Annotated in this window: 18 protein-coding genes; 8 read left to right on the forward strand and 10 right to left on the reverse strand. The window is 47.0% G+C overall.

What is annotated here, in order from left to right; all coding sequences use genetic code 11:
• Positions 1–312 precede the first annotated feature (312 nt).
• The 4 genes from DEV76_RS23630 (at position 313) to DEV76_RS23645 (ending at position 5,117) form a co-directional block, all read left to right on the forward strand.
• Positions 313–3,375, forward strand: coding sequence for a ligand-binding sensor domain-containing protein (locus DEV76_RS23630; protein WP_109700421.1), 3,063 nt, complete (start codon positions 313–315; stop codon positions 3,373–3,375).
• Positions 3,376–3,381: 6 nt separating this feature from the next.
• Complete coding sequence (locus tag DEV76_RS23635) at positions 3,382–4,155, forward strand: response regulator transcription factor (RefSeq protein ID WP_109700422.1); 774 nt, start codon at positions 3,382–3,384, stop codon at positions 4,153–4,155.
• Positions 4,156–4,249: 94 nt separating this feature from the next.
• Positions 4,250–4,879: a DUF2975 domain-containing protein gene (locus tag DEV76_RS23640; RefSeq protein WP_109700423.1), complete on the forward strand. Its 630-nt coding sequence runs from the start codon at positions 4,250–4,252 to the stop codon at positions 4,877–4,879.
• A gap of 4 nt (positions 4,880–4,883) precedes the next feature.
• Positions 4,884–5,117, forward strand: coding sequence for a helix-turn-helix domain-containing protein (locus tag DEV76_RS23645; RefSeq protein WP_109700424.1), 234 nt, complete (start codon positions 4,884–4,886; stop codon positions 5,115–5,117).
• Here the strand turns inward: DEV76_RS23645 and DEV76_RS23650 are convergent.
• A complete protein-coding gene (locus tag DEV76_RS23650) occupies positions 5,114–6,049 on the reverse strand; it encodes a sugar phosphate isomerase/epimerase family protein (protein ID WP_109700425.1) in 936 nt (311 codons plus the stop codon). The genes DEV76_RS23645 and DEV76_RS23650 overlap by 4 nt on opposite strands.
• Positions 6,050–6,131: 82 nt before the next feature.
• Between DEV76_RS23650 and DEV76_RS23655 the strand changes: the two genes are divergently transcribed.
• Entirely contained in the window at positions 6,132–6,692 is a 561-nt protein-coding gene (locus tag DEV76_RS23655) for an HD domain-containing protein (protein ID WP_109700426.1), read from the forward strand.
• On the opposite strand, the gene DEV76_RS23660 is transcribed toward DEV76_RS23655, so the two are convergent.
• Together DEV76_RS23660 and DEV76_RS23665 are read right to left on the reverse strand one after the other, a co-directional pair.
• The gene (locus tag DEV76_RS23660; protein ID WP_157963075.1) at positions 6,689–7,846 is read right to left on the reverse strand and encodes a serine hydrolase domain-containing protein; all 1,158 of its coding nucleotides are present in this window, start codon (positions 7,844–7,846) and stop codon (positions 6,689–6,691) included. The two genes, DEV76_RS23655 and DEV76_RS23660, sit on opposite strands and share 4 nt — an antisense overlap.
• A gap of 110 nt (positions 7,847–7,956) precedes the next feature.
• Positions 7,957–8,403, reverse strand: coding sequence for an SRPBCC family protein (locus DEV76_RS23665; protein WP_109700428.1), 447 nt, complete (start codon positions 8,401–8,403; stop codon positions 7,957–7,959).
• Between the two features lie 291 nt (positions 8,404–8,694).
• On the opposite strand from DEV76_RS23665, the gene DEV76_RS23670 reads away from it, so the two are divergent.
• The 3 genes from DEV76_RS23670 (at position 8,695) to DEV76_RS23680 (ending at position 12,360) form a co-directional block, all read left to right on the forward strand.
• Positions 8,695–9,441, forward strand: coding sequence for an acyl-CoA desaturase (locus DEV76_RS23670; protein ID WP_109700429.1), 747 nt, complete (start codon positions 8,695–8,697; stop codon positions 9,439–9,441).
• Between the two features lie 26 nt (positions 9,442–9,467).
• A complete protein-coding gene (locus DEV76_RS23675; protein WP_109700430.1) occupies positions 9,468–9,731 on the forward strand; it encodes an RNA recognition motif domain-containing protein in 264 nt (87 codons plus the stop codon).
• A 241-nt stretch (positions 9,732–9,972) separates the two neighbouring features.
• Positions 9,973–12,360, forward strand: a complete 2,388-nt coding sequence (locus DEV76_RS23680) for an ABC transporter permease (protein ID WP_109700431.1) — start codon at positions 9,973–9,975, stop codon at positions 12,358–12,360.
• A gap of 126 nt (positions 12,361–12,486) precedes the next feature.
• Here DEV76_RS23680 and DEV76_RS23685 read toward each other — a convergent pair whose 3' ends face one another.
• From DEV76_RS23685 to DEV76_RS23720, 7 genes are all read right to left on the reverse strand, one after another.
• Positions 12,487–12,969 carry a cyclophilin-like fold protein gene (locus DEV76_RS23685; RefSeq protein WP_109700432.1) on the reverse strand — a complete coding sequence of 161 codons (483 nt, stop codon included), beginning with the start codon at positions 12,967–12,969 and terminating at the stop codon, positions 12,487–12,489.
• Positions 12,970–13,009: 40 nt separating this feature from the next.
• On the reverse strand, positions 13,010–14,080 hold the full coding sequence (locus DEV76_RS23690) for an alpha/beta hydrolase (RefSeq protein WP_109700493.1): 1,071 nt from the start codon (positions 14,078–14,080) through the stop codon (positions 13,010–13,012).
• A 14-nt stretch (positions 14,081–14,094) separates the two neighbouring features.
• Positions 14,095–14,682, reverse strand: a complete 588-nt coding sequence (locus DEV76_RS26310; RefSeq protein WP_317048100.1) for a DapH/DapD/GlmU-related protein — start codon at positions 14,680–14,682, stop codon at positions 14,095–14,097.
• Between the two features lie 65 nt (positions 14,683–14,747).
• The gene (locus tag DEV76_RS23700; RefSeq protein ID WP_109700433.1) at positions 14,748–15,626 is read right to left on the reverse strand and encodes a helix-turn-helix domain-containing protein; all 879 of its coding nucleotides are present in this window, start codon (positions 15,624–15,626) and stop codon (positions 14,748–14,750) included.
• A gap of 350 nt (positions 15,627–15,976) precedes the next feature.
• Complete coding sequence (locus DEV76_RS23710; protein ID WP_109700435.1) at positions 15,977–16,642, reverse strand: RloB family protein; 666 nt, start codon at positions 16,640–16,642, stop codon at positions 15,977–15,979.
• Positions 16,643–16,663: 21 nt separating this feature from the next.
• Complete coding sequence (locus tag DEV76_RS23715) at positions 16,664–18,031, reverse strand: AAA family ATPase (protein WP_109700436.1); 1,368 nt, start codon at positions 18,029–18,031, stop codon at positions 16,664–16,666.
• Positions 18,032–18,116: 85 nt separating this feature from the next.
• Positions 18,117–18,812 carry a cyclic nucleotide-binding domain-containing protein gene (locus DEV76_RS23720; protein WP_109700437.1) on the reverse strand — a complete coding sequence of 232 codons (696 nt, stop codon included), beginning with the start codon at positions 18,810–18,812 and terminating at the stop codon, positions 18,117–18,119.
• Positions 18,813–18,832: the final 20 nt, after the last annotated feature.

The following is an 18,832-nucleotide window of genomic DNA, read 5'->3' on the forward strand; positions in this document are numbered from 1 at the left end:
ATGAACCATTAGACGTGTGATCTCATTTCCCTTTCGCAAGCGCAATAGCAGTCCGTTCCGCCATGGAGGCGGTTTACGGGGTGTGCTGCAATATTGGCGGCTGATATCAGTTTTTCTTCAACGCGGTTCAAAGATTGAAAAAACAATTGTCAAGCATTGGCCGATTCATATCAATTTTTCGCCATTTCGTTTCATTCCGTCTTCTTCCTCCCGGATATTTTTATATTTACGTAGCCTTATAATTATACCACGTTGCAGTCATTCAGGTACATACTGTCTTTTCTATGCCTTTTACCGGCTACCCCGCCTGCAATGGCGCAGCAGTACTATTTCCGGGATTACCAGGTGGAAGACGGGCTTTCCCACAACACGGTGTTCTGCGTGGCGCAGGATAAACAGGGCTACATCTGGTCGGGCACCAAAGATGGCCTTAACCGCTTCGATGGCCGTGAGTTTAAGGTATTCCGCGAGAAGCCGGGCGATTCATCAGCTATTGGCAACAACTTCGTATTTACATTATGTGTGGATGATAACGGGCAGCTGTATGCAGGTGCGGGCAATGGCCTTTACCGATACCACGCCGCTACGGAAAGCTTCGAGCGTGTGCCTTCTCCGGCCGGACAGGACGTGAATTCCCTCCGTGCCGATAAAAAGGGCAACCTCTGGTACATCAGCTGGGGCCGCCTCTACCGCTACGATCCTTACCGGAACATTACGGAGAACATGGCCAACGGCAGTGTGCCGGGTGCGCTCAGCAGTATTAATATCACCCGTGATGGCTCCATCTGGATGTCGTCTGCCCAGGGCGCGGTACGTAAGTATGGCGACTCGCTGCATACCTGGGATGTATGGAAGAATTCCCCTAAATCCCTCACCCGCCACATCACCCACCTGCATAGCATGCCCGATGGCCGCCTGCTCGTAGGCACCGCCAACCAGGGCCTTAAACTGCTGGACCCGAAAAAAAATGAGTACGAAGACCTCATCCGGTATTCCGACGGAGATGTGGGTGTATATGTAAGATTCATTGCGCATTATGGCGGCGATGAATACTGGATAGCCACGGAGTCTGGGATTTACATCATCAACATCGCCACGAAGAAACACATCAACCTCCGCAAGCAATACAACAATCCTTATTCCCTCAGTGATAATGCTATTTATTGCCTGCATAAAGACCGTGAAGGCGGCATGTGGGCAGGCAGCTACTTCGGTGGTATCAACTATTATCCGAAGCCTTATACTTACTTCGAAAAATATTTCCCTGACAACAGCGGACAAACACTCGGCGGCAACGCGGTGCGTGAGATCTGTGAAGACCGCTTCGGAAACATCTGGGCGGGCACGGAAGATAATGGCGTGAACCGCGTGGATGTAAAGACAGGGCGCATCTCCCAATACACTCCCCGTAAAGATTGCAAAGCCCTCTCCCACACCAATATCCACGGGCTGTATGCCGATGGGAATAATCTCTGGATAGGTACGCTGGACAATGGCGTGGATGTAATGGACATCCGCACCGGGCAAACCGTGGCGCATTATTCCGCCGGACCTGAATCTTTCTCTTCCAACTTCATCCTCTACTTCTACCGCACCCGCGGTGGCGATATGCTGGTAGGCACCGGCGGCGAACTGGCCCGCTTCGATCCCATAGCGAAGCGTTTCCGCAGAGTGGAGGAAGTGCCCCGCGCCAGCCAGCGCAGTATAGCAGAGGCTGCCGATGGTACATTGTGGATGGCCACTTCCGACAATGGCGTGCAATGGTACAGAAAGGCTACCGGTGAGCAGGGCGCGTATCATCATGATCCCAAAGACTCCTTTTCACTGGCGGGCAATAATGTGAACACCATACTGATCGATAAATCGCAACGCATATGGGCGGGCACGGAAGGCAGGGGCATCTCCCGGCTCGATGGCTCCGGCAAATGGAAAAGGTTCACTACGGAAGACGGTCTCCCCAGCGATTATATATTCCGGCTGCTGGAAGACCGGCGGGGAATGATATGGGCCACCACTTCGAGGGGCCTTGTATGCCTGGAGCCGGAAACGGGGGCGGTTAAAATCTATACCACCAGTCATGGTTTGCTGAATAACCAGTTCAATTACAACTCCGGTTACCAGGACCGCGAAGGCAATATGTACATCGGTTCCGTGAAAGGGATGATCCGCTTCAACCCCGATCATTTCCTGCCCGATACATCTGCCGCCCCGGTGTATATCACTGGTATGGATGTGCGTAATATGACGATGGGACCGGCAGAAAAAAGGAATATCCACTATGCGAAAAAGATCACGCTGCCGTACGATAAAGCATCGTTCAGCATCAACTTTGCCGCACTGAGCTTTACCGCGCCGGATATGATCTCGTATGCCTACCGGCTGGAAGGGCTGGATAACGACTGGATATGGCTGAAAAGCAACCGTACCGTGTATTTCACGGATCTGAAACCCGGTCACTACACCTTCTACGTAACCACTACCGATGCAAACGGTAAACGCCGGCCCGGTGCTGCCATGTTACAGATACAGATCATGCCGCCTTTCTGGGCTACTTCATGGGCCTACCTGCTGTACGCCCTGGCGCTGCTGTCAACAGGCTACTATGCAATTGCCAGGTATCACAGGCAACAGATGCTGAAACAGAAACGGCGGATGGAAGCATTGCAATTGAAGAAAGAAAAGGAACTGTATCAGGCTAAAGTGGATTTCCTGACCAATGTGGCGCATGAGATCAATACCCCGCTTACGCTTATTAAAGGCCCGCTGGAAGAGATCATGGACCATCCCGGTGCCCTGCAGGAAAACAGGCACCACCTCGCTATTATGGAGCGGAACACCAACCGCCTCGTGCAGCTTACCAATCAGCTGCTGGATTTCCGGCAAACGGAATCATCGGGCTTCCGGCTGGATTTTGTTCCGCTGGACCTGCGTAAGATCCTGCAGGATACCTACGACAACTTCCGCCTGCCTGCACAACAGCGCAAGCTGCAGTTTACTGTGCAGTTACCCGAAGAGGAAGTGATTGCTTTTGCCGATGAGGAAAGCATCAACAAGATATTCAGCAACCTCTTCAGCAATGCCATCAAATACGCGCAAAGTACTGTGGAAGCCCGGCTGGAGGCCACCGGTGGCCGCGTGCAGCTGACCGTGGCGAACGACGGGCCACTAATCCCGGAAGATATGCGGGAACGCATTTTCGCCCCTTTTGTGCGATTGCGGGAGAATGAAAAGCAGAAAGGTACCGGTATTGGCCTGAGCATCTGCCGCTCGCTCACGGTATTACATAAAGGCGAACTGACCGTTACTGCAAACAACGGTATGAATATATTTACCTGGAGTATCCCGGAAGGGGCATTCATCAACCTGGAAAAATAACAACCTATGCAACCTGTTATCCTGCTGGCCGACGACAATGAAGAAATCCTTGATTTCGTATCATCCATCCTCATGCCCGAATACCAGATCCTCCGTACGGAGAACGGGCAGGAAGCCGTGGCCATGCTTCATCAGGAAAATGTGGACCTTGTGATCAGCGACGTTATGATGCCGGTAATGGATGGTTTTGAGCTGTGTAAAACCATTAAAACCACCTTTGCCATCAGTCATATCCCCGTTGTGCTGTTAACCGCTAAAAACACCCTGCGGTCCAAAATAGAGGGGCTGGAAACCGGGGCAGACGCATATATTGAAAAGCCCTTCTCCCCTGCCTATCTCAAAGTACAGATCGCTAACCTGCTCAGTAACCGCAACAAGATCAGGCAGTTCTTCGCCAGTACGCCGCAGGCCCCTATTCAGGCCATGGCGCATACCAGTGAGGATGAAGCTTTCCTCAACTCCATCCACCACTTCATACTGCAGGAACTGGAAAACACCGAGCTGGATGTGGAACACCTCTCCCGGCACGTGAACATGAGCCGGGTAAGCCTCTACCGGAAAATCAAAGCCATCTCCGACCTTACGCCCCATGAACTGATTCATGTAACCCGGTTGAAAAAGGCGGCCGAGCTTTTGGCCGGGCGCAACCTTAAAATCTATGAAGTAGCTATGATGGTGGGGTATAAATCACAAACCCATTTCGGGAAAAATTTCATTAAACAGTTTGGGGTGAGCCCCAGCCAGTACATCCAGCAAACGAGGGGTATCACAGCAGAGTAATGGCCCTTTATCAGCTATTATTTATTGTTTTTCGATAAATATATTTTGTATTTCGGAAAACTCGCCCTAGTTTTGTCCTATCAAACTACACCACATGAAAGGACAAAGAACTTTCGATATCGTAAGGGTACTGGTCAATGTTATGTACTACGTTGTAGCCCTCCTTGCATTGCTTGTCGTGATTCTAAAATCGATGGCGCTGGTGATGGGCAGCAGCGAACTGACGGATACCACCAGGCAGCTGACAGTCAATTTCGACGTGAAGGCATTCCCAAAGAAAGACACCCTTCCTCCCCAGCTTATTTATGGCAGCTTACAGAACGCAGCGCTGGAAAAGAAGCAGGATATGTATATCCTCCGCGCCACCAGCCGCTCTCCGCTGGGTATTTACAGCTATATAATTACCCTGCTGGGCGCCATTGCGGTGGTAACCGGTATGGGATGGCTGCGTAAGATTTTTCAGGATTCTTCTTTGAAGGAGCCTTTCCGGGAGATCAATGCGGTACGTATCCGGAACATCGGTTTATTGCTCATTGCAGCAGATGCAGTGCGGCTGATAGGGTATTTCATTTTCAACAGGATGACAAACCCCTACTTCACCCCCTATTTTCAGCAATTGGTGGATGTGGGAAACAGCTTCTGGATGGGGCTTTTATTGCTGGCCCTGGCAGTGGTGTACCGCCGTGGCGTGGAAATTTATAACGAGAACCAATTAACGATATAACCATATGCCTATCATCGTGAACCTCGACGTGATGCTTGCAAAACGAAAGATGCAGCTCACCGAACTGTCTGACCGGATGGGCATTACCCTCTCCAACCTGTCCATTCTAAAAACCGGAAAGGCGAAAGCCATCCGGTTCTCTTCTTTGGAACTGATCTGTGAGATCCTGGAATGCCAGCCGGGCGACATACTGGAGTTTGTGCCGGAGAAAGGCCCAAAGCAAAGTGATGGGGATTAACCCATCGCTTTGCGCAGCATCTCCACACTCTTGCGTACACCGGATTCTGCGGCTTCCTTGCCTTCGAATTCGATGGAGATATACCCATTGTATTTAGCATCGCGGAGGATGCGGATAATACGCGGATAATCGAGATCCAGTGTGTACCATTCACCACCACCGTAATAGGTTTTAGCCTGTATGAAATCGGCATGCGGGGCTACCATCTGCAGCTTATCGTACGGATTTTCGAGGAAGTTACCGGTATCGAGCAATAAGCCCATCCAGGGAGAATCAATGGCTTTGCGGATGCGGATCAGGCCTTCGGGAGAAGAGGTTAGCCCCCAGTGGTTTTCGATAGCCAGCATCACACCGCATTCCGCTGCTTTGGCGAGGCATTGCTGAATACTGTCTATACACCATTTGAAAGCATCATCTTCCGTATAGCCGGGAATGGCAGGTTCTACACCCCGTGCAGCCATGAGATCGTCGAATGATTTGATGGTGCCCCAGCGGCCGGAGTTGAGCCGGATGCAGGGGATGCCCATTTTATACGCCAGCTCTATGCATTTGATGGTATGGTCAATATCCTTCTGCCGCTCTGCCGCATCGGGAGACACGAAATCCTGGTGGATAGACAGGGAAACCAGATCCACGCCATTGCGGAAGGCATGGCGTTTTAGTTTCTGCAGATAGGCGTTATCTTCACTTTCCATTTGCCGGTGCAGGATATCGACACCTTCCACACTCAGCAATGCGGCTTCGTCGATCACCTTTTCAATGGGCACCTTTGGTGTTTTGAAGTGCCAGTACGAATACGTGGAGATGGCCAGTTTGAAAGGCTTAGCGGGTGCTGCAGGGCTTTGGGCAGCCAATGCCGCACCGGCGGGCAGGCTCATAAGGGCGGCGCTACCGATGCTGTTGCGCATAAATTCACGACGGGAGATAGACATATTCACTGTTTTAACGGGTTTCCATTAAAATACACAAATCTTTCAAGCCCGTAGCGGCATTTTTTTTGATGAACACTTACATATGGATGCAATACTGGCTGCTGTAGAAGCATATACCGATAAGGCACATGGTGAGCAAACACGGAAATACTCGCCAGACCGTTACATCGTACACCCCATGCGGGTAATGCGCCTTTGCGGGGAATACACACAGTCTCTCCCGGTACTTGCCGCTGCCATATTGCACGATGTACTGGAAGATACACCCGTTACTTACACGGAATTATCCCACTTTCTCGAAGCCACCATGCCGCACCATGATGCACACTGTACCCTGCAACTGGTGGTGGAACTAACGGATGTATATGTTAAAAGCATGTACCCGCAATGGAACCGCCGCAAGCGGAAAGCCGCAGAAGCTAAACGCATCAGAAACAACAGTCCCGAAGCACAAACCATCAAGTACGCCGATATCCTGGACAACTGCATAGGCATCGCCAGCCAGGATAAAGACTTTGCCCCCGTTTTCCTCCGCGAATGCCGCCAGCTGCTCAGCATCATGGATAAAGGCAACCCGCAGCTCAGAAAGCGCGCGGAAGATACGATCCGCCAGGAGCTGGCCACCCTCGACTACAGCCGTTAACGCACGAAGCTTAGGAGGAACAGCTTCGCAAATGCGGAAGCATCTACCCGCTTGTTCAGGTTCTTTTTAAAGGGGTGAAACATGGACATTACACCCGGGATGGGCTGTACGATATGGTAGAACGGGCGGGAAAGATCCTGTGAATTGGCCAGTACAATAAAAGTAAGGTTGCGGGATGGCACTTTGAGGAACAGGGCGGAGTAACCCGTCCACCACCCGGTATGCCACACTACCTGTTCACCTTTATACTTCCCGGTGAACCAGCCCTGTCCATACTGGATCTTTTTACCCCTGCGGTTCACAAATGGCGCCCACATGGTATCCCATTGGGCGCCACTGAGCATCTTCCTTTCATCGATGGCAATGGCATATTTAGCCAGGTCGGTTACGTTACTTACCATTCCCGCAGCAGGACCAAAGCCATATTTGAATCCTTTAATCCTTTCCAGCTTTCGTTGCTTCTTCATCCAATCGTAGGGAATGGCCATGGATTTTACATAGGTGGCACTATCCAGTCCCGTTAGCCGGAAGCTTGTGGAATCATCCGGACTGGGTACAGTTTCCGTCATCCCCAACGGTTTAACGATCCGGTCCAGCAGTAACTGGCCGAAAGTTTCACCGGAAGCTTTATGGATAGGTTTCCCCAGCTCCTGGTACCAGGCGCCGTTATAGCGGAACTGGTAGCCGGGTTTGTAAGCATTCCAGACGCCGCCCATGGCAGTATGTGTGAGCAGATGTTTTAACCTGATGCGGGGATCGCTGCCCCAGCGGGCACCGAGGTTAATGCCGTATCTGGAAATGGGATCGTCGAGGGAAAGTTTATTGTCGTATGCCAGCTGCAGGAGGATCACCGCACCGAAGGTTTTGGTGACGGAAGCTATCTGGTAAGTGGTGTGGGCATCGGGTACCTTCTTATTCTCCACATCCGCGAAACCGAGGCCTTCGCTCCAGGCGAGGCGGCCGTTGTGAACTATACCCACGCTTATACCGGGGATGTGGTATCGGGTGCGGAGCTTTTCAAGATGCTGGCGGAAGGAGGTCATGAAGGCGGAATCGCTGAGGCGGGAGGCGATGCCGGTATCCTGTTGCTGTCCTGCCGCGAAGAGTGCGGGCAGGATCAGCAGCAGGGTAAAAAGGATGGATCTGTGATGCATATAGCCAATCGTTTTTTGATGGCAAACATCCGTATCCATGTAATAACTTACTGCTCAAATCCCGATTTGATCGTTGATTAACCGGTTTTTGAGCGAAAAAAGTATTCAAATCAGTTCTTTTCGGCAATGCCTTTCAAAGCTTCCAATGCTTTTGGCCACATGCCTGCAAACATTTCAGCATACTCACTTTTCTCATCAATCTCCATTTCTATGCGCACACGGGTGCCGCCATCGATTTCTTCCAGCCGGTAGTTTTCGTGTGCACCGTTCCATTGCTGTACTTCAGGGCTGGTGGTATCTTCCACACCACCCATGATGGTGCCGAGGTGTTCTATGGACATATACTCGTTGGGAATATTCTCCTCAACCCGGGAAACCATGCCCTCGCCTTTGGCATCGAGGAAAAGTACGCGGCTGCCTTTCTTCCAGTCTGTTACCGCGCGGGAACCTTCGCTGAAGGGGCGGGTCCATTGAGGATAGGTTTCTTCTCCCCAGAGTGTTTCCCATACTTTTTCGCGGGGGGCATTAATGTCTATCTGATAATTTTGCGTGGTCATAATAATCAGGTTTAATGGTGAAGAATGAGTGTTTTCCAACACAACAAAGATGCCGAAGCCGGCCGAAAACCGGGCGGTGTGCTTATGACAAAAAAGGGGGCATTTAAGCCATTAGGTGGTTTATGCTTTCCTTAACATAAAAAAGACTACCTTTAGGGTAATTGAAACTCACTGAATTCTTCTCTTATTACCGTCTATTTTAGTGCTCTCTCTCTTTCTCTGACGGTCTTACTTCCTGAATTTGCTGTTTTTCCACAGTAACATTTATCGTAAAACAGTAGATTCCTACGCATGCTCTTTTTATTATTTTTCATATTACATTGGTATTTATCGTTATTCTCACAAACGTTCTTCCAGCACCGCTATGCCGCGCATAAGGCATTTAGAATGAACAACTTCTGGGAAAAATTCTTCCATATATTCGCTTATCTCACCCAAGGATCTTCTTACATGAGCCCCCGTGCATATGGCATTATGCACAGGATGCACCATGCGTATACTGATACCGAGAAAGATCCGCACTCCCCCCAGTTTTCCAAGAACGTATTTACGATGATGTGGCACACCCGCGGGGTGTACCTGAACATTGTAAACAATAAAATGGAGGTGGAAGAAAGGTTCGAGAAAGGTGTACCTACCTGGCCTGCGTTCGACCGTTGGGCAGGCAGCGCCTATAGCCGGTTGCTGTGGGTAGGTATTTACACAGCTGTTTTTATACTCCTCATGCCTACGCCATGGTTGTTGGTATTACTGCCCATCACTGTTGCCATTGGTGCGGTACATGGTGCTATCATCAACTGGTTTGCACATAAATACGGCTATCACAACTTCAAAATGAAGAATACCTCCCGCAACCTGTTTAACCTCGATGTTTTCATGCTGGGAGAATCTTATCACAATAATCATCATAAGCGCCCCTCCTCTATAAATTTCGGATTCCGCTGGCATGAACTGGACCCGGTGTACCCGGTTATCCGTTTGCTTGCCTTTATGCGGATCATCCATCTTAATAAGCCTTCAATGGTGGAAGCGCATTAACTATTTTATAATTTAAACTGTTCATCATGAACCTTTATGTATCTAATCTCATGACCCACCTGCGGGATGAGGACCTTTTCGATATCTTCTCCGCCTACGGCCGCGTTGACTCCTGCAAAATCATTATGGACCGCTACACCGGCGTATCGCGCGGGTTCGGTTTCGTAGAAATGCCCGAGCAACAGGAAGCAATGAATGCTATCCGTGAGCTGGAAGGCAAAGCTATCGACGGCCGCCAGATTAACGTTTCCGAGGCTAAGCCCCGTGTAGACCGCGACCGCCGCTTCTAAAATATCCGGCAGATCAAAAATAGTAATCCCCTTACCCCGGTTTATCCGGCTGGTAAGGGGATTGTTTATTGGGTATATTTACCTTTATCTCTGAGGCCGCACACTTATAACCGAACACAGGTGTTCATTATCGCACACTAAACCCAAAAGCCGTAGCAGCAGAAAAGGCCACCACAGCGCCTGATCAGTTTATACTGGTGGGTGGCATAGTAGTTGCCGATTCCTGACAGAAATATACCTTATGCTATCGAACTACTTAAAGATCGCTTTCCGTGTACTTTGGCGCAATAAAATCTATGTAGTCCTAAATATCGTAGGATTAGGCTTTGCCATTGCCTGCTGCATACTTTCTTATCTTAACTACAACTACAGGAAAAACTTCGACAGCAACCACACCCAAACCGAACATATTTACCGCCTGAACAGTACCAGGCTGGTAGATGGAAGCAGTCAGCCCTGGGCCGTTGTTCCCCTGCCATTAGCAGAAGCCATGCAAAAAGAAACTGCAGGTGAGAACCGTATAGCCCGGCTGAACAGTAAGGCCGTAGTTGTAAAAGCCGGTGAGCATACTTTCAATGAACAGATCCATTATACGGATAGGAACTTATTCGATTTCTTCAGCTTCCCCTTGAAATACGGCAACCTGTCTGCCTTCAACCAGTCTAACCAGGTAATCATCAGCGAGGCCTTTGCGGAAAAATACTTCCCAGAACAGGTTCCCGTTGGTCAGCAGCTGACGTTGATTGCAGCAGACGGCAAGCCCGGAATATATACAGTCAGCGCAGTATTGCAGCAAATCCCTGCTAATTCAAGCATTCAGTTCGATATCGTTACCTCATTTGAGAATGGGATACTACCCGGGCAGCCAGCCGCGGACGACTGGACAAACCCCTCCCTTGTTACCACATTTGTTGAACTGAAGCACCCACAGGCGGGTAGCAGGGTTACGGCAAATCTGCAGCCCTTTGTTGCGCTGCTAAACCGCAACCACAGTGCCTGGCAGGTAGCAGGTTTTACCCTCCAGCCATTCTCTGCGCTGGCCACGAGTTCTGACATTGATATGCCGGGTTATGTGCATGGCAGCCAGTTAACGTCGAATCCACGGGGTATACTGGTAATTGTGCCGGCAATTATGTCGTTGTTTATACTACTGATCACCTGCTTCAATTTTACCAATATCTCCATCGCTTTTGCCAGCGCACGCCTAAAGGAGATCGGCATCCGCAAGGTAATCGGCGGCTTCAAACGCCAGTTGATCTGGCAATTCCTGACCGAAAACATTATACTTTGCCTGCTGGCAGTTGTACTGGCTTTATCGTTCGTTCACCTGCTTTTACCCATAGTCAATCAACTTACGACGGTAGACCTTTCCCCTGACTATAGCAAAGACTACGGTTTCTGGTTATTCCTGCTATGCATACCCGGTATCAGTGCTATCTTTTCCGGTTTGTATCCCGCAATCTATATAAGCTCTTTTCAGCCATTGCAGATCCTTAAAGGGAAAACGGTACTTGGGGCATCCAGCCGCTTTACCCGCTTCCTGATGATCTCACAATTCAGTTTATCCTGCTTTGCGCTGGTAGTAGGCATTGTAATGTCGCAGAATGCCTCTTATCAGAAGAAGGCAGATTTTGGATATGCCATCAATGAAGTAGCGGTAGTTGAAATCAACCATCCCCAGGAGTACGATGTATTCAGTCAGGCTATCGGGCAGCACCCCGGCATCAAAAGCGTAGCAGGCAGTGTTCAGCAAATTGGTGGCGGCTCGTACACGCAAACCGCTAAAACTGACAACCATGAAATTCAAACACAGGTCGCAAAGGTTGGTGGCGAAGCATATTTAAACAGCATGGGTATCAGGCTGGTTCAGGGCCGTCAGTTTAATAATTCCGGTATAGATGCAGACGAGTCGGTACTCGTGAACCAAACCTTCCTGAACCGGATGCAATTAACACAGCCGCTGGGCCAGCGCATTACGCTGGATAGTGCCCGGTATACAATTGTAGGGGTAATCAACGACTATAAGGAATACGGCCTGCATGGCCTTGTACCACCCTGTGTGCTTCGCATGGCTAAGCCCGAAGAATACAGGTTTATGGTAGTACGCACGGATAAAGAAAAACTGCCTGAAGTAACAAAGTACCTGCAGGATACCTGGCAGCAGCTGGTACCCAATGTACCTTATCGCGGCTATTTACAGTTGGATCTCATTGAAAAGGAAATCCGGATGACGCTTGCCTTCCAGTCAATAGCGTTTTTTCTGGCAATAATAACCCTGCTGTTATCTGCTTCCGGGTTGTTCGCACAAATATCCCTGAACATAGATAAGCGGAGCAAAGAAATAGGCGTCCGTAAAGTACTGGGTGCGTCTATCCTGCAGATTATCGGCCTTGTAAACAAGGAATTCATACGCGTACTCCTAATTGCATTTGTAACCGGATCAATTTTGGGTTACCTGTTTACCAGCAAGTTTATTTTCAAGGTTATATATCAATATCACCCCGCAGCCGGGCCTGTGCCATACATTGCTACCTTCCTGATCGTATTGCTGAGCTGCAGTGCAATTATAGGAACGAGAGTATTTCAGGCTGCCAGGGCGAATCCCATTGACAGGTTGCGTTCTGAATAGAAGCTTATCAGAAAAGCCCGCCGGCGTACCAGCGGGCTTTTCTTACCCTTTACATTATTTAAAAACTGGAATCGCTATTCCGCCATAATAATATACACCCGGGTTAGACCTGGCAGTCTGCTAATGTCATTCCAGCTCAAACACCACTTCCACGTTTCCCGTCCCCAAAGCTGCCGCAAGCCCCTCAGGATTATTGATCTTACAGATGGAGGAATAACTGTAAGAAGAATTGAATGTTTTATAAAAAACAACCAGTGTTTTGGTACCCCAGAGCAACAGATCACCGGAATAGATCCTTCCGGGCACAAAAGAATTTCCAGGCAAATCTTTCGCCAGATCGAAATACTTCTCGTTTCCGTTCAGTTCCGTCATTCTGATCTTCATCGGTAACAAAGCGATGAATGCTTTAGCCGTTGAATTTTTTGAAAGTATTGCGGAAAAACTCTTTGAACCTACAGTAATTTTCATTTTTACGGTGATTGAATCATTAACATCAACAGGCTCCCGGTGGTTTTGTTCAGCCATTGCAATTCCTTCTTTATTACCACAGGCGGTTAATGCCACGGTAGTCAATGTAATTGAAAGTATACCTGTTATTGTCCATTTCATATAAAGCTATTTACATCCGCAATTCATTACCTTATTACTGTTATCGGGCAAGGTATTGATTGAAGAAAGCGGTGAGTTTATCGAACGGGATAAGATCGGTTTTGTCATAAAGATCCACATGGCCGGCGTTGGGAACAATAAGCAGTTCTTTGGGCGTGGCAGCACGTTTGTATGCATCTTCACTGAACTCCCTTGAATGGGCCTGATCGCCAGTGATCAGCAACAGCGGCCTTGGGGAGATGGTTTCAATATCATTGAAGGGATAGAAGTTCATAAACTTCACGTTGCTGGTAAGCGTCGGATGTGTTGTCAGATCCGGAGAGCTGCCTTTCGGGGTATATTCCCCGCGCGGGGTGCGATAGAAGGCATAAAACTCACGTTGAATGGGATCGGTACTATCATTCAGCATGTGCACTGTTCCTCCGGTGTACCTTAGGGCGCCACCTCCAAACTCTACATAACGTTGTTCCGAAGCTTCAGCGATGATCTTCTTCCGCTGTTCAACAGTCAGTGAATGATGCAGGGCATTACGGCTGGCAGCTCCCATATCGTACATACTTACGGTTGCAATAGCCTTTAAGCGCGGATCGATCTTGGCGGCGCTGATCACAAAGCTCCCGCTGCCGCATACACCAATGGCGCCAATACGTTCCCTGTCAATAAACGGCCGGGTGCCCAGGAAATCAACTGCAGCACTGAAATCTTCTGCGTAGATATCCGGCGCCACCACATTGCGCGGTTGTCCTTCGCTTTCGCCCCAGAACGATAAGTCGATTGAAAGCGTCACAAATCCACGCTCTGCCATATGGGTTGCGTAAACATTGGCGCTTTGTTCTTTTACCGCACCCATGGGATGCCCTACAACAATGGCTGCGTGTTTCCGGGAGGTATCCATATCACGGGGCATGAACAGGTGCCCGGCCACTTCCATATTATACTGATTCCTGAACCGCACTGGATGCATAGTGATTTTATCACTTACAGTGAAAGTGGTATAATGTTGCCCTGAAGTGTCGCTTACTACCATATTTACTTCCCGTTGCTTCGCCTCGTTGCAGGCTGTTCCTGATATAGCAATCAAAGTCACCAGAATGGACGAAAGTATTTTCATAATATCCTTGTTTTTCAATTTATTGTTTTAATTATTTTAGCCGGTACGCCACCCACAATTGTATTATCCGGTACGTCTTTCGAAACCACTGCCCCGGCAGCCACCACGGCATTTTCCCCAATAGTGACACCTGCCAGTATAGTGGCACCCGCCCCTATCCAGGCGTTTCTTTTGATGGTGATGGGATGAGACACTGTGGATCTTCTTTCCGCAGGGTTCAGGGGATGGTTCGTAGTTATGAGGTTTACTTTAGGACCTATGAGCACATCATCTTCCAGCGTGATTCCGCCACGGTCCATAAACGTGCAGGCATGGTTCACGAATACATTCTTTCCAATGCGGATGTTTTCTCCGAAATCGGAATAAAAAGGCGGAATCAGGAAAAAGGAATCATCGACCCTGTAGCTGACCAGTTTGCTAAACACATCGCGGATTAATTGTACATCGTCTGTTACCAGTGTATTCAGCTCTGCGGTAGTGCGCATAGCTTTCTGAATCACCGCGAAAAGCTTTGGATACTCCGGATCATCCAGGCGGATAGTATTACCCAATCTGTCCCTTTCGAAAATATCGTTTACCGTATGATTCATTTCTTCGTGCATAAGCACAAAGTTCCGTCAGAAAGGTACCTTGCTGCTAACGATATTCAATACATTCATTAAGGAAATCAAACCAACTGATCCCGGTAAGCGGATGGGTTAATACCCATCATCTTTTTAAAGAAGTTATTAAAATACGTAGGATACTCAAAACCAAGAGCATAGGCAACATCTGATATATTCCAGTCGGTATGCTGTAGCAGAGCCCGGGCTTCGGCGATGATACGTTCACTAATGTGGGTGGTAGTGGATTTACCTGTAACTTCCTTTACGGCGCGGTTGAGGTAATTAACGTGGACAGACAGGCTTTTGGCATAGTCTGCCGCGGTTTTAAGGGTTAAAGGCCGGCTGACTGACTCCACGGGAAACTGTCTTTCCAGCAGTTCAAGGAAAACGGATGTGATCCGCGACAGGGCATTACTATGCTTGTCGAAGTTTTCGGAGGGCCTGAGCTTTAGCGCTTCGTGAATGATGAGCTGGATGTAGTTACGGATCAGGTCATCTTTAAAGGCATACTCCGACTGCTGCTCTTCTATCATTTTGATAAAAATGCTGTTCAGATACTGGCGCTGAGGTTCGCTGATCTGCAATACAGGTGTACCGCCAATCCTGAAGAGGGGCGATTGTTGGAGGCTTTCGGAACGTTCCCCGCTTTGCAAAAAATCTTCCGAGAAAAGGCAGGTATAACCGATATAGGTAGTAGAAAGTGTTTCCCATGAATATGGGATATGTGGATTACCGAAAAACAGGATGGTTCCATCCATATCGAAGCTGCGATCGGCGTAGTGGATTTTGCTTTTACCGGTGGTAAGGCAGATTTTGTAGAAGTCTTTCCGGCTGTAAGTGCGGGTAGCACTGCCGTCGCTTTCTATCCGGAAGGCATTAAAACCTTTCATTTTAAGCTCATTGTTATATGGCGAGAGGGAGCGACGGTTACCTTTATCCATACAACGAAATTAAGAAAATCAAATCAAATGGAGGATTACCATTAGGTTCATTTAACTTATACTATTGCTTCAATAACACCGCCCCTTTCTTCGCCAGCCTTTTACCTATGGCTATAATCGCATCTTTTTCAGCTTCCGTAAACTGCCCGCCAACTTTAACCTTCCGGTAATAAGTAGCTTCACTCCATCCGCAGGCCTCACATACCTCCTTCTTAAAGTTGGAAGGAGCATCGTGGAAGTATGCGTGCAGGTTTAGGAAAATGAATTGATGAAAGGAATTAAACAATGAGTCTCAGGATACTTACAGTTTATTAAAAAAGCACCTACTAAAGTCTCATTGTCCTAGATTGCTAGGGACTTGTAGATAGGATCAATTTTTCATCAATCTTATAAACATGACTACCAACAACAGTAGGATAATCTTCTAAAGCATGATCACGTAACCTTGCCTGTCTAATCGCCAAGTCCAGATTGGCAATATAAACATCGGTTCGAAGATTGCTTTTATTATAAGATCCTCCTAAGGCAGCCATTAGCAATCGTTCTACATGTGTTCTTGAAGTCCTGCTCTTCTTATTTGAACGAATAGCCTCAATTTCATCTGCTGTAAATTCTGATATATCCAATACATGCAGCAACAACCAAAGTTCGAAGCAAGGATTACTTACAGCAACATACATATTTCCTTGTGCCCGACATGCAGCCACAATATCAGGGATATTTCGCCACCTATCAGTATCAATTACCATCCACAGCTCATCTTTCGGGCCGAAATTATACCTGTCCTTCGCTTCTCTCTTTAACTTTAGGAACACGTGCCTGGAAGAACTTTGGTTATCACCTTTCGGTCTAACTAACGCATGCAACTCAACCAAATCTCTGTTAAAACGTCTACAACCTTTAACAGCATCAAAATACAAGCGTTCGGTATCAACGCCTTCATAAGCTAACACAATGATCTTCTCTTTATTTTTGGAGCCACTTTCGCGGATGAAATCAGTTCTTTCTCTTGGCATAGGCTATACCTACTACTTATTTTAATTAGGAATTACTGTTATTTTATTTCGGTTACCCAGGTGCGGCACACCTCTAAATCTGCCTAGCAAATAGTCTTTCCTGATTTCTTTGTCAAACCGGACATCATATTCCTCCAGGGAATGTAATCTGCTTGCGCCACTATCGTCCTTTGTAACAAACCAAATTTCATCTTTTCGCAACAATTTCTGTGTAAGCAATGTAGATTCATGGCTTGCCACGATCAATTGACTATTAATCTTTCCAGCTCTGGAAGTGAAAAAGTCAATCAAATCATATATTATGTTGGGGTGTAAACTTCTTTCCATCTCATCTACCACAAACACATTATCCCCTTTCATCAAATCCATCAATAGTGGAATGAAATCAATAATACGATTAGTGCCATCGGATAAATCTTTCGAATCAAAAAGCTCAAATTCATTTGAACCCTTGATCCTGTGTTTAGTCATAAACTTTTGATAGATGAACCCATTCTCGCTTTTACTGATAATATAGGTGTTATTCTTGCTCGACATTATTCCACCTTTTGCCTGAGATTCAACGTTAAATATTTCATTCTCGATAGCTGATAATACTTCATCCGGAAGATCAACTTTACTTCGGTCCACGTCTTCAAATGAGATGCCATGGATGCCTGTATCAAAGTAATCAAGTAACTCCTGGAATACTTTCAGCACATCCTGATTATTCTGTATTTCAAATTTCAACCCTTGCTTATACTTACCTTCAGGGGAGAGAACATTAAGGCTGTTATAAAACCAATCAATAACATTCATCAAATCATCAATATTTGAAACGTTTCCTTTGGTCTTCCGCTCTCTTATTTCGGTCAAAAACAACTGGTTATCTGGAGTACTTTTAGCGATAAATGTTAAAAATTGCTTTTCTTCCACCTTACTGTTTAATTTAAAAAAGTATTCTAAATCAAAAGGTTCCTCTTTTCTGTTGTCCCGTTCAAAAAGCTTTACTTCACTAGTCTTTTTTACCTCATACAACCACTCCTCCACTATCTTTTCCCTGTTAAAAACAAAACCGTAAGCATAATTTTTCCCCCGGTGCTGTATTTCATATTCAATTCGAGAATCAGCTCTGGAAAAAGATTTATCCAAACGGAAATTTTGAAAATCGATAGGTGAGTCAGCTTTTGTACCCTTCAACACTAACCGCTGCCCAAAAGCAATAGCTTTAGTCAGATTTGATTTTCCTGAAGCATTTGCACCGTATATTAATGATGTTTTAAGAGTTGATATCCCATTGACAGGCAAAGTCTTATGTTCGGATTTCAGGGTCGTTCTACCAGGAATCAGGGAAAACTCCTGCCTTTCTCCAAACGACGTAAAATTCTCTACTTTGAACCTAATTAACATACATTATGGGTTTATAATGTCAAATCTAGTGATTTTTTCACTGCAAATAAAATTATCAACCCTATTAATTAGTTCGCCTCAGATATTAATTCAAATCCCTGATTATATCCCGAATAACTCTTAATTCACCTTCAGCTACTCCGAGGTGCAAAGCCAATTCAGCAGATGGTATCCGGGAAGTTAATTGTGGATTTTCATTAAACACTTTATTGTATCTCCCATCAGCATCCAATCCACGTAACTTACTCCTTCTATCCAACTTAACTAAGGATAATTCATATGCTTTTACTAAAATATTTCTGGCTTCCTCATATTTACTAGTAAGTAAATTCAATTGCTCCCTACTTATCAATATGCATGCTGAATCTTCCAACGAATAGACATCCAGATTATAGTTTAGTGGCATATAAAATTCATCCTCACACATTACACTATTCATTTCCCCCATGAACCATGGTACATCAACTTTGGTAAACACCTTCGTTTTAGATGCGATTAATCCTTTAACGGTTACCACATGATAGTTTTTCACATCCTGATAGACATTCATCACCGCTCCTTTCTTTAGACGAAGTGAGATACAGTATTTGCGGAATTCCTCTTTGAAACCATCAGACAGATGCTTTACTTCCTTACCCGGTACCAGTAATTCATTCAAATAAAGTGGATCACAAAGGAGACGCTCATATCTGGAAAATACTTCAACAAACAATACATCCTGATCAGGTAAAGACAATTCTTCAACTTCCCCTTTTTTAACAAGATGTTTCCATGATTCCATGATGTGTTATATTATGATTA

Source organism: Chitinophaga deserti, from assembly GCF_003149455.1.
Taxonomy (GTDB): domain Bacteria; phylum Bacteroidota; class Bacteroidia; order Chitinophagales; family Chitinophagaceae; genus Chitinophaga; species Chitinophaga deserti.

What these genes read in the sequence shown, in the direction of transcription:
- DEV76_RS23630 (WP_109700421.1), top strand. Translation starts at nt 313, where the DNA reads ATGGCGCAGCAGTACTATTTCCGGGATTACCAGGTGGAAGACGGGCTT.
- DEV76_RS23635 (WP_109700422.1), top strand. Translation starts at nt 3,382, where the DNA reads ATGCAACCTGTTATCCTGCTGGCCGACGACAATGAAGAAATCCTTGAT.
- DEV76_RS23640 (WP_109700423.1), top strand. Translation starts at nt 4,250, where the DNA reads ATGAAAGGACAAAGAACTTTCGATATCGTAAGGGTACTGGTCAATGTT.
- DEV76_RS23645 (WP_109700424.1), top strand. Translation starts at nt 4,884, where the DNA reads ATGCCTATCATCGTGAACCTCGACGTGATGCTTGCAAAACGAAAGATG.
- DEV76_RS23650 (WP_109700425.1), bottom strand. Translation starts at nt 6,049, where the DNA reads ATGTCTATCTCCCGTCGTGAATTTATGCGCAACAGCATCGGTAGCGCC.
- DEV76_RS23655 (WP_109700426.1), top strand. Translation starts at nt 6,132, where the DNA reads ATGGATGCAATACTGGCTGCTGTAGAAGCATATACCGATAAGGCACAT.
- DEV76_RS23660 (WP_157963075.1), bottom strand. Translation starts at nt 7,846, where the DNA reads ATGCATCACAGATCCATCCTTTTTACCCTGCTGCTGATCCTGCCCGCA.
- DEV76_RS23665 (WP_109700428.1), bottom strand. Translation starts at nt 8,403, where the DNA reads ATGACCACGCAAAATTATCAGATAGACATTAATGCCCCCCGCGAAAAA.
- DEV76_RS23670 (WP_109700429.1), top strand. Translation starts at nt 8,695, where the DNA reads ATGCTCTTTTTATTATTTTTCATATTACATTGGTATTTATCGTTATTC.
- DEV76_RS23675 (WP_109700430.1), top strand. Translation starts at nt 9,468, where the DNA reads ATGAACCTTTATGTATCTAATCTCATGACCCACCTGCGGGATGAGGAC.
- DEV76_RS23680 (WP_109700431.1), top strand. Translation starts at nt 9,973, where the DNA reads ATGCTATCGAACTACTTAAAGATCGCTTTCCGTGTACTTTGGCGCAAT.
- DEV76_RS23685 (WP_109700432.1), bottom strand. Translation starts at nt 12,969, where the DNA reads ATGAAATGGACAATAACAGGTATACTTTCAATTACATTGACTACCGTG.
- DEV76_RS23690 (WP_109700493.1), bottom strand. Translation starts at nt 14,080, where the DNA reads ATGAAAATACTTTCGTCCATTCTGGTGACTTTGATTGCTATATCAGGA.
- DEV76_RS26310 (WP_317048100.1), bottom strand. Translation starts at nt 14,682, where the DNA reads ATGCACGAAGAAATGAATCATACGGTAAACGATATTTTCGAAAGGGAC.
- DEV76_RS23700 (WP_109700433.1), bottom strand. Translation starts at nt 15,626, where the DNA reads ATGGATAAAGGTAACCGTCGCTCCCTCTCGCCATATAACAATGAGCTT.
- DEV76_RS23710 (WP_109700435.1), bottom strand. Translation starts at nt 16,642, where the DNA reads ATGCCAAGAGAAAGAACTGATTTCATCCGCGAAAGTGGCTCCAAAAAT.
- DEV76_RS23715 (WP_109700436.1), bottom strand. Translation starts at nt 18,031, where the DNA reads ATGTTAATTAGGTTCAAAGTAGAGAATTTTACGTCGTTTGGAGAAAGG.
- DEV76_RS23720 (WP_109700437.1), bottom strand. Translation starts at nt 18,812, where the DNA reads ATGGAATCATGGAAACATCTTGTTAAAAAAGGGGAAGTTGAAGAATTG.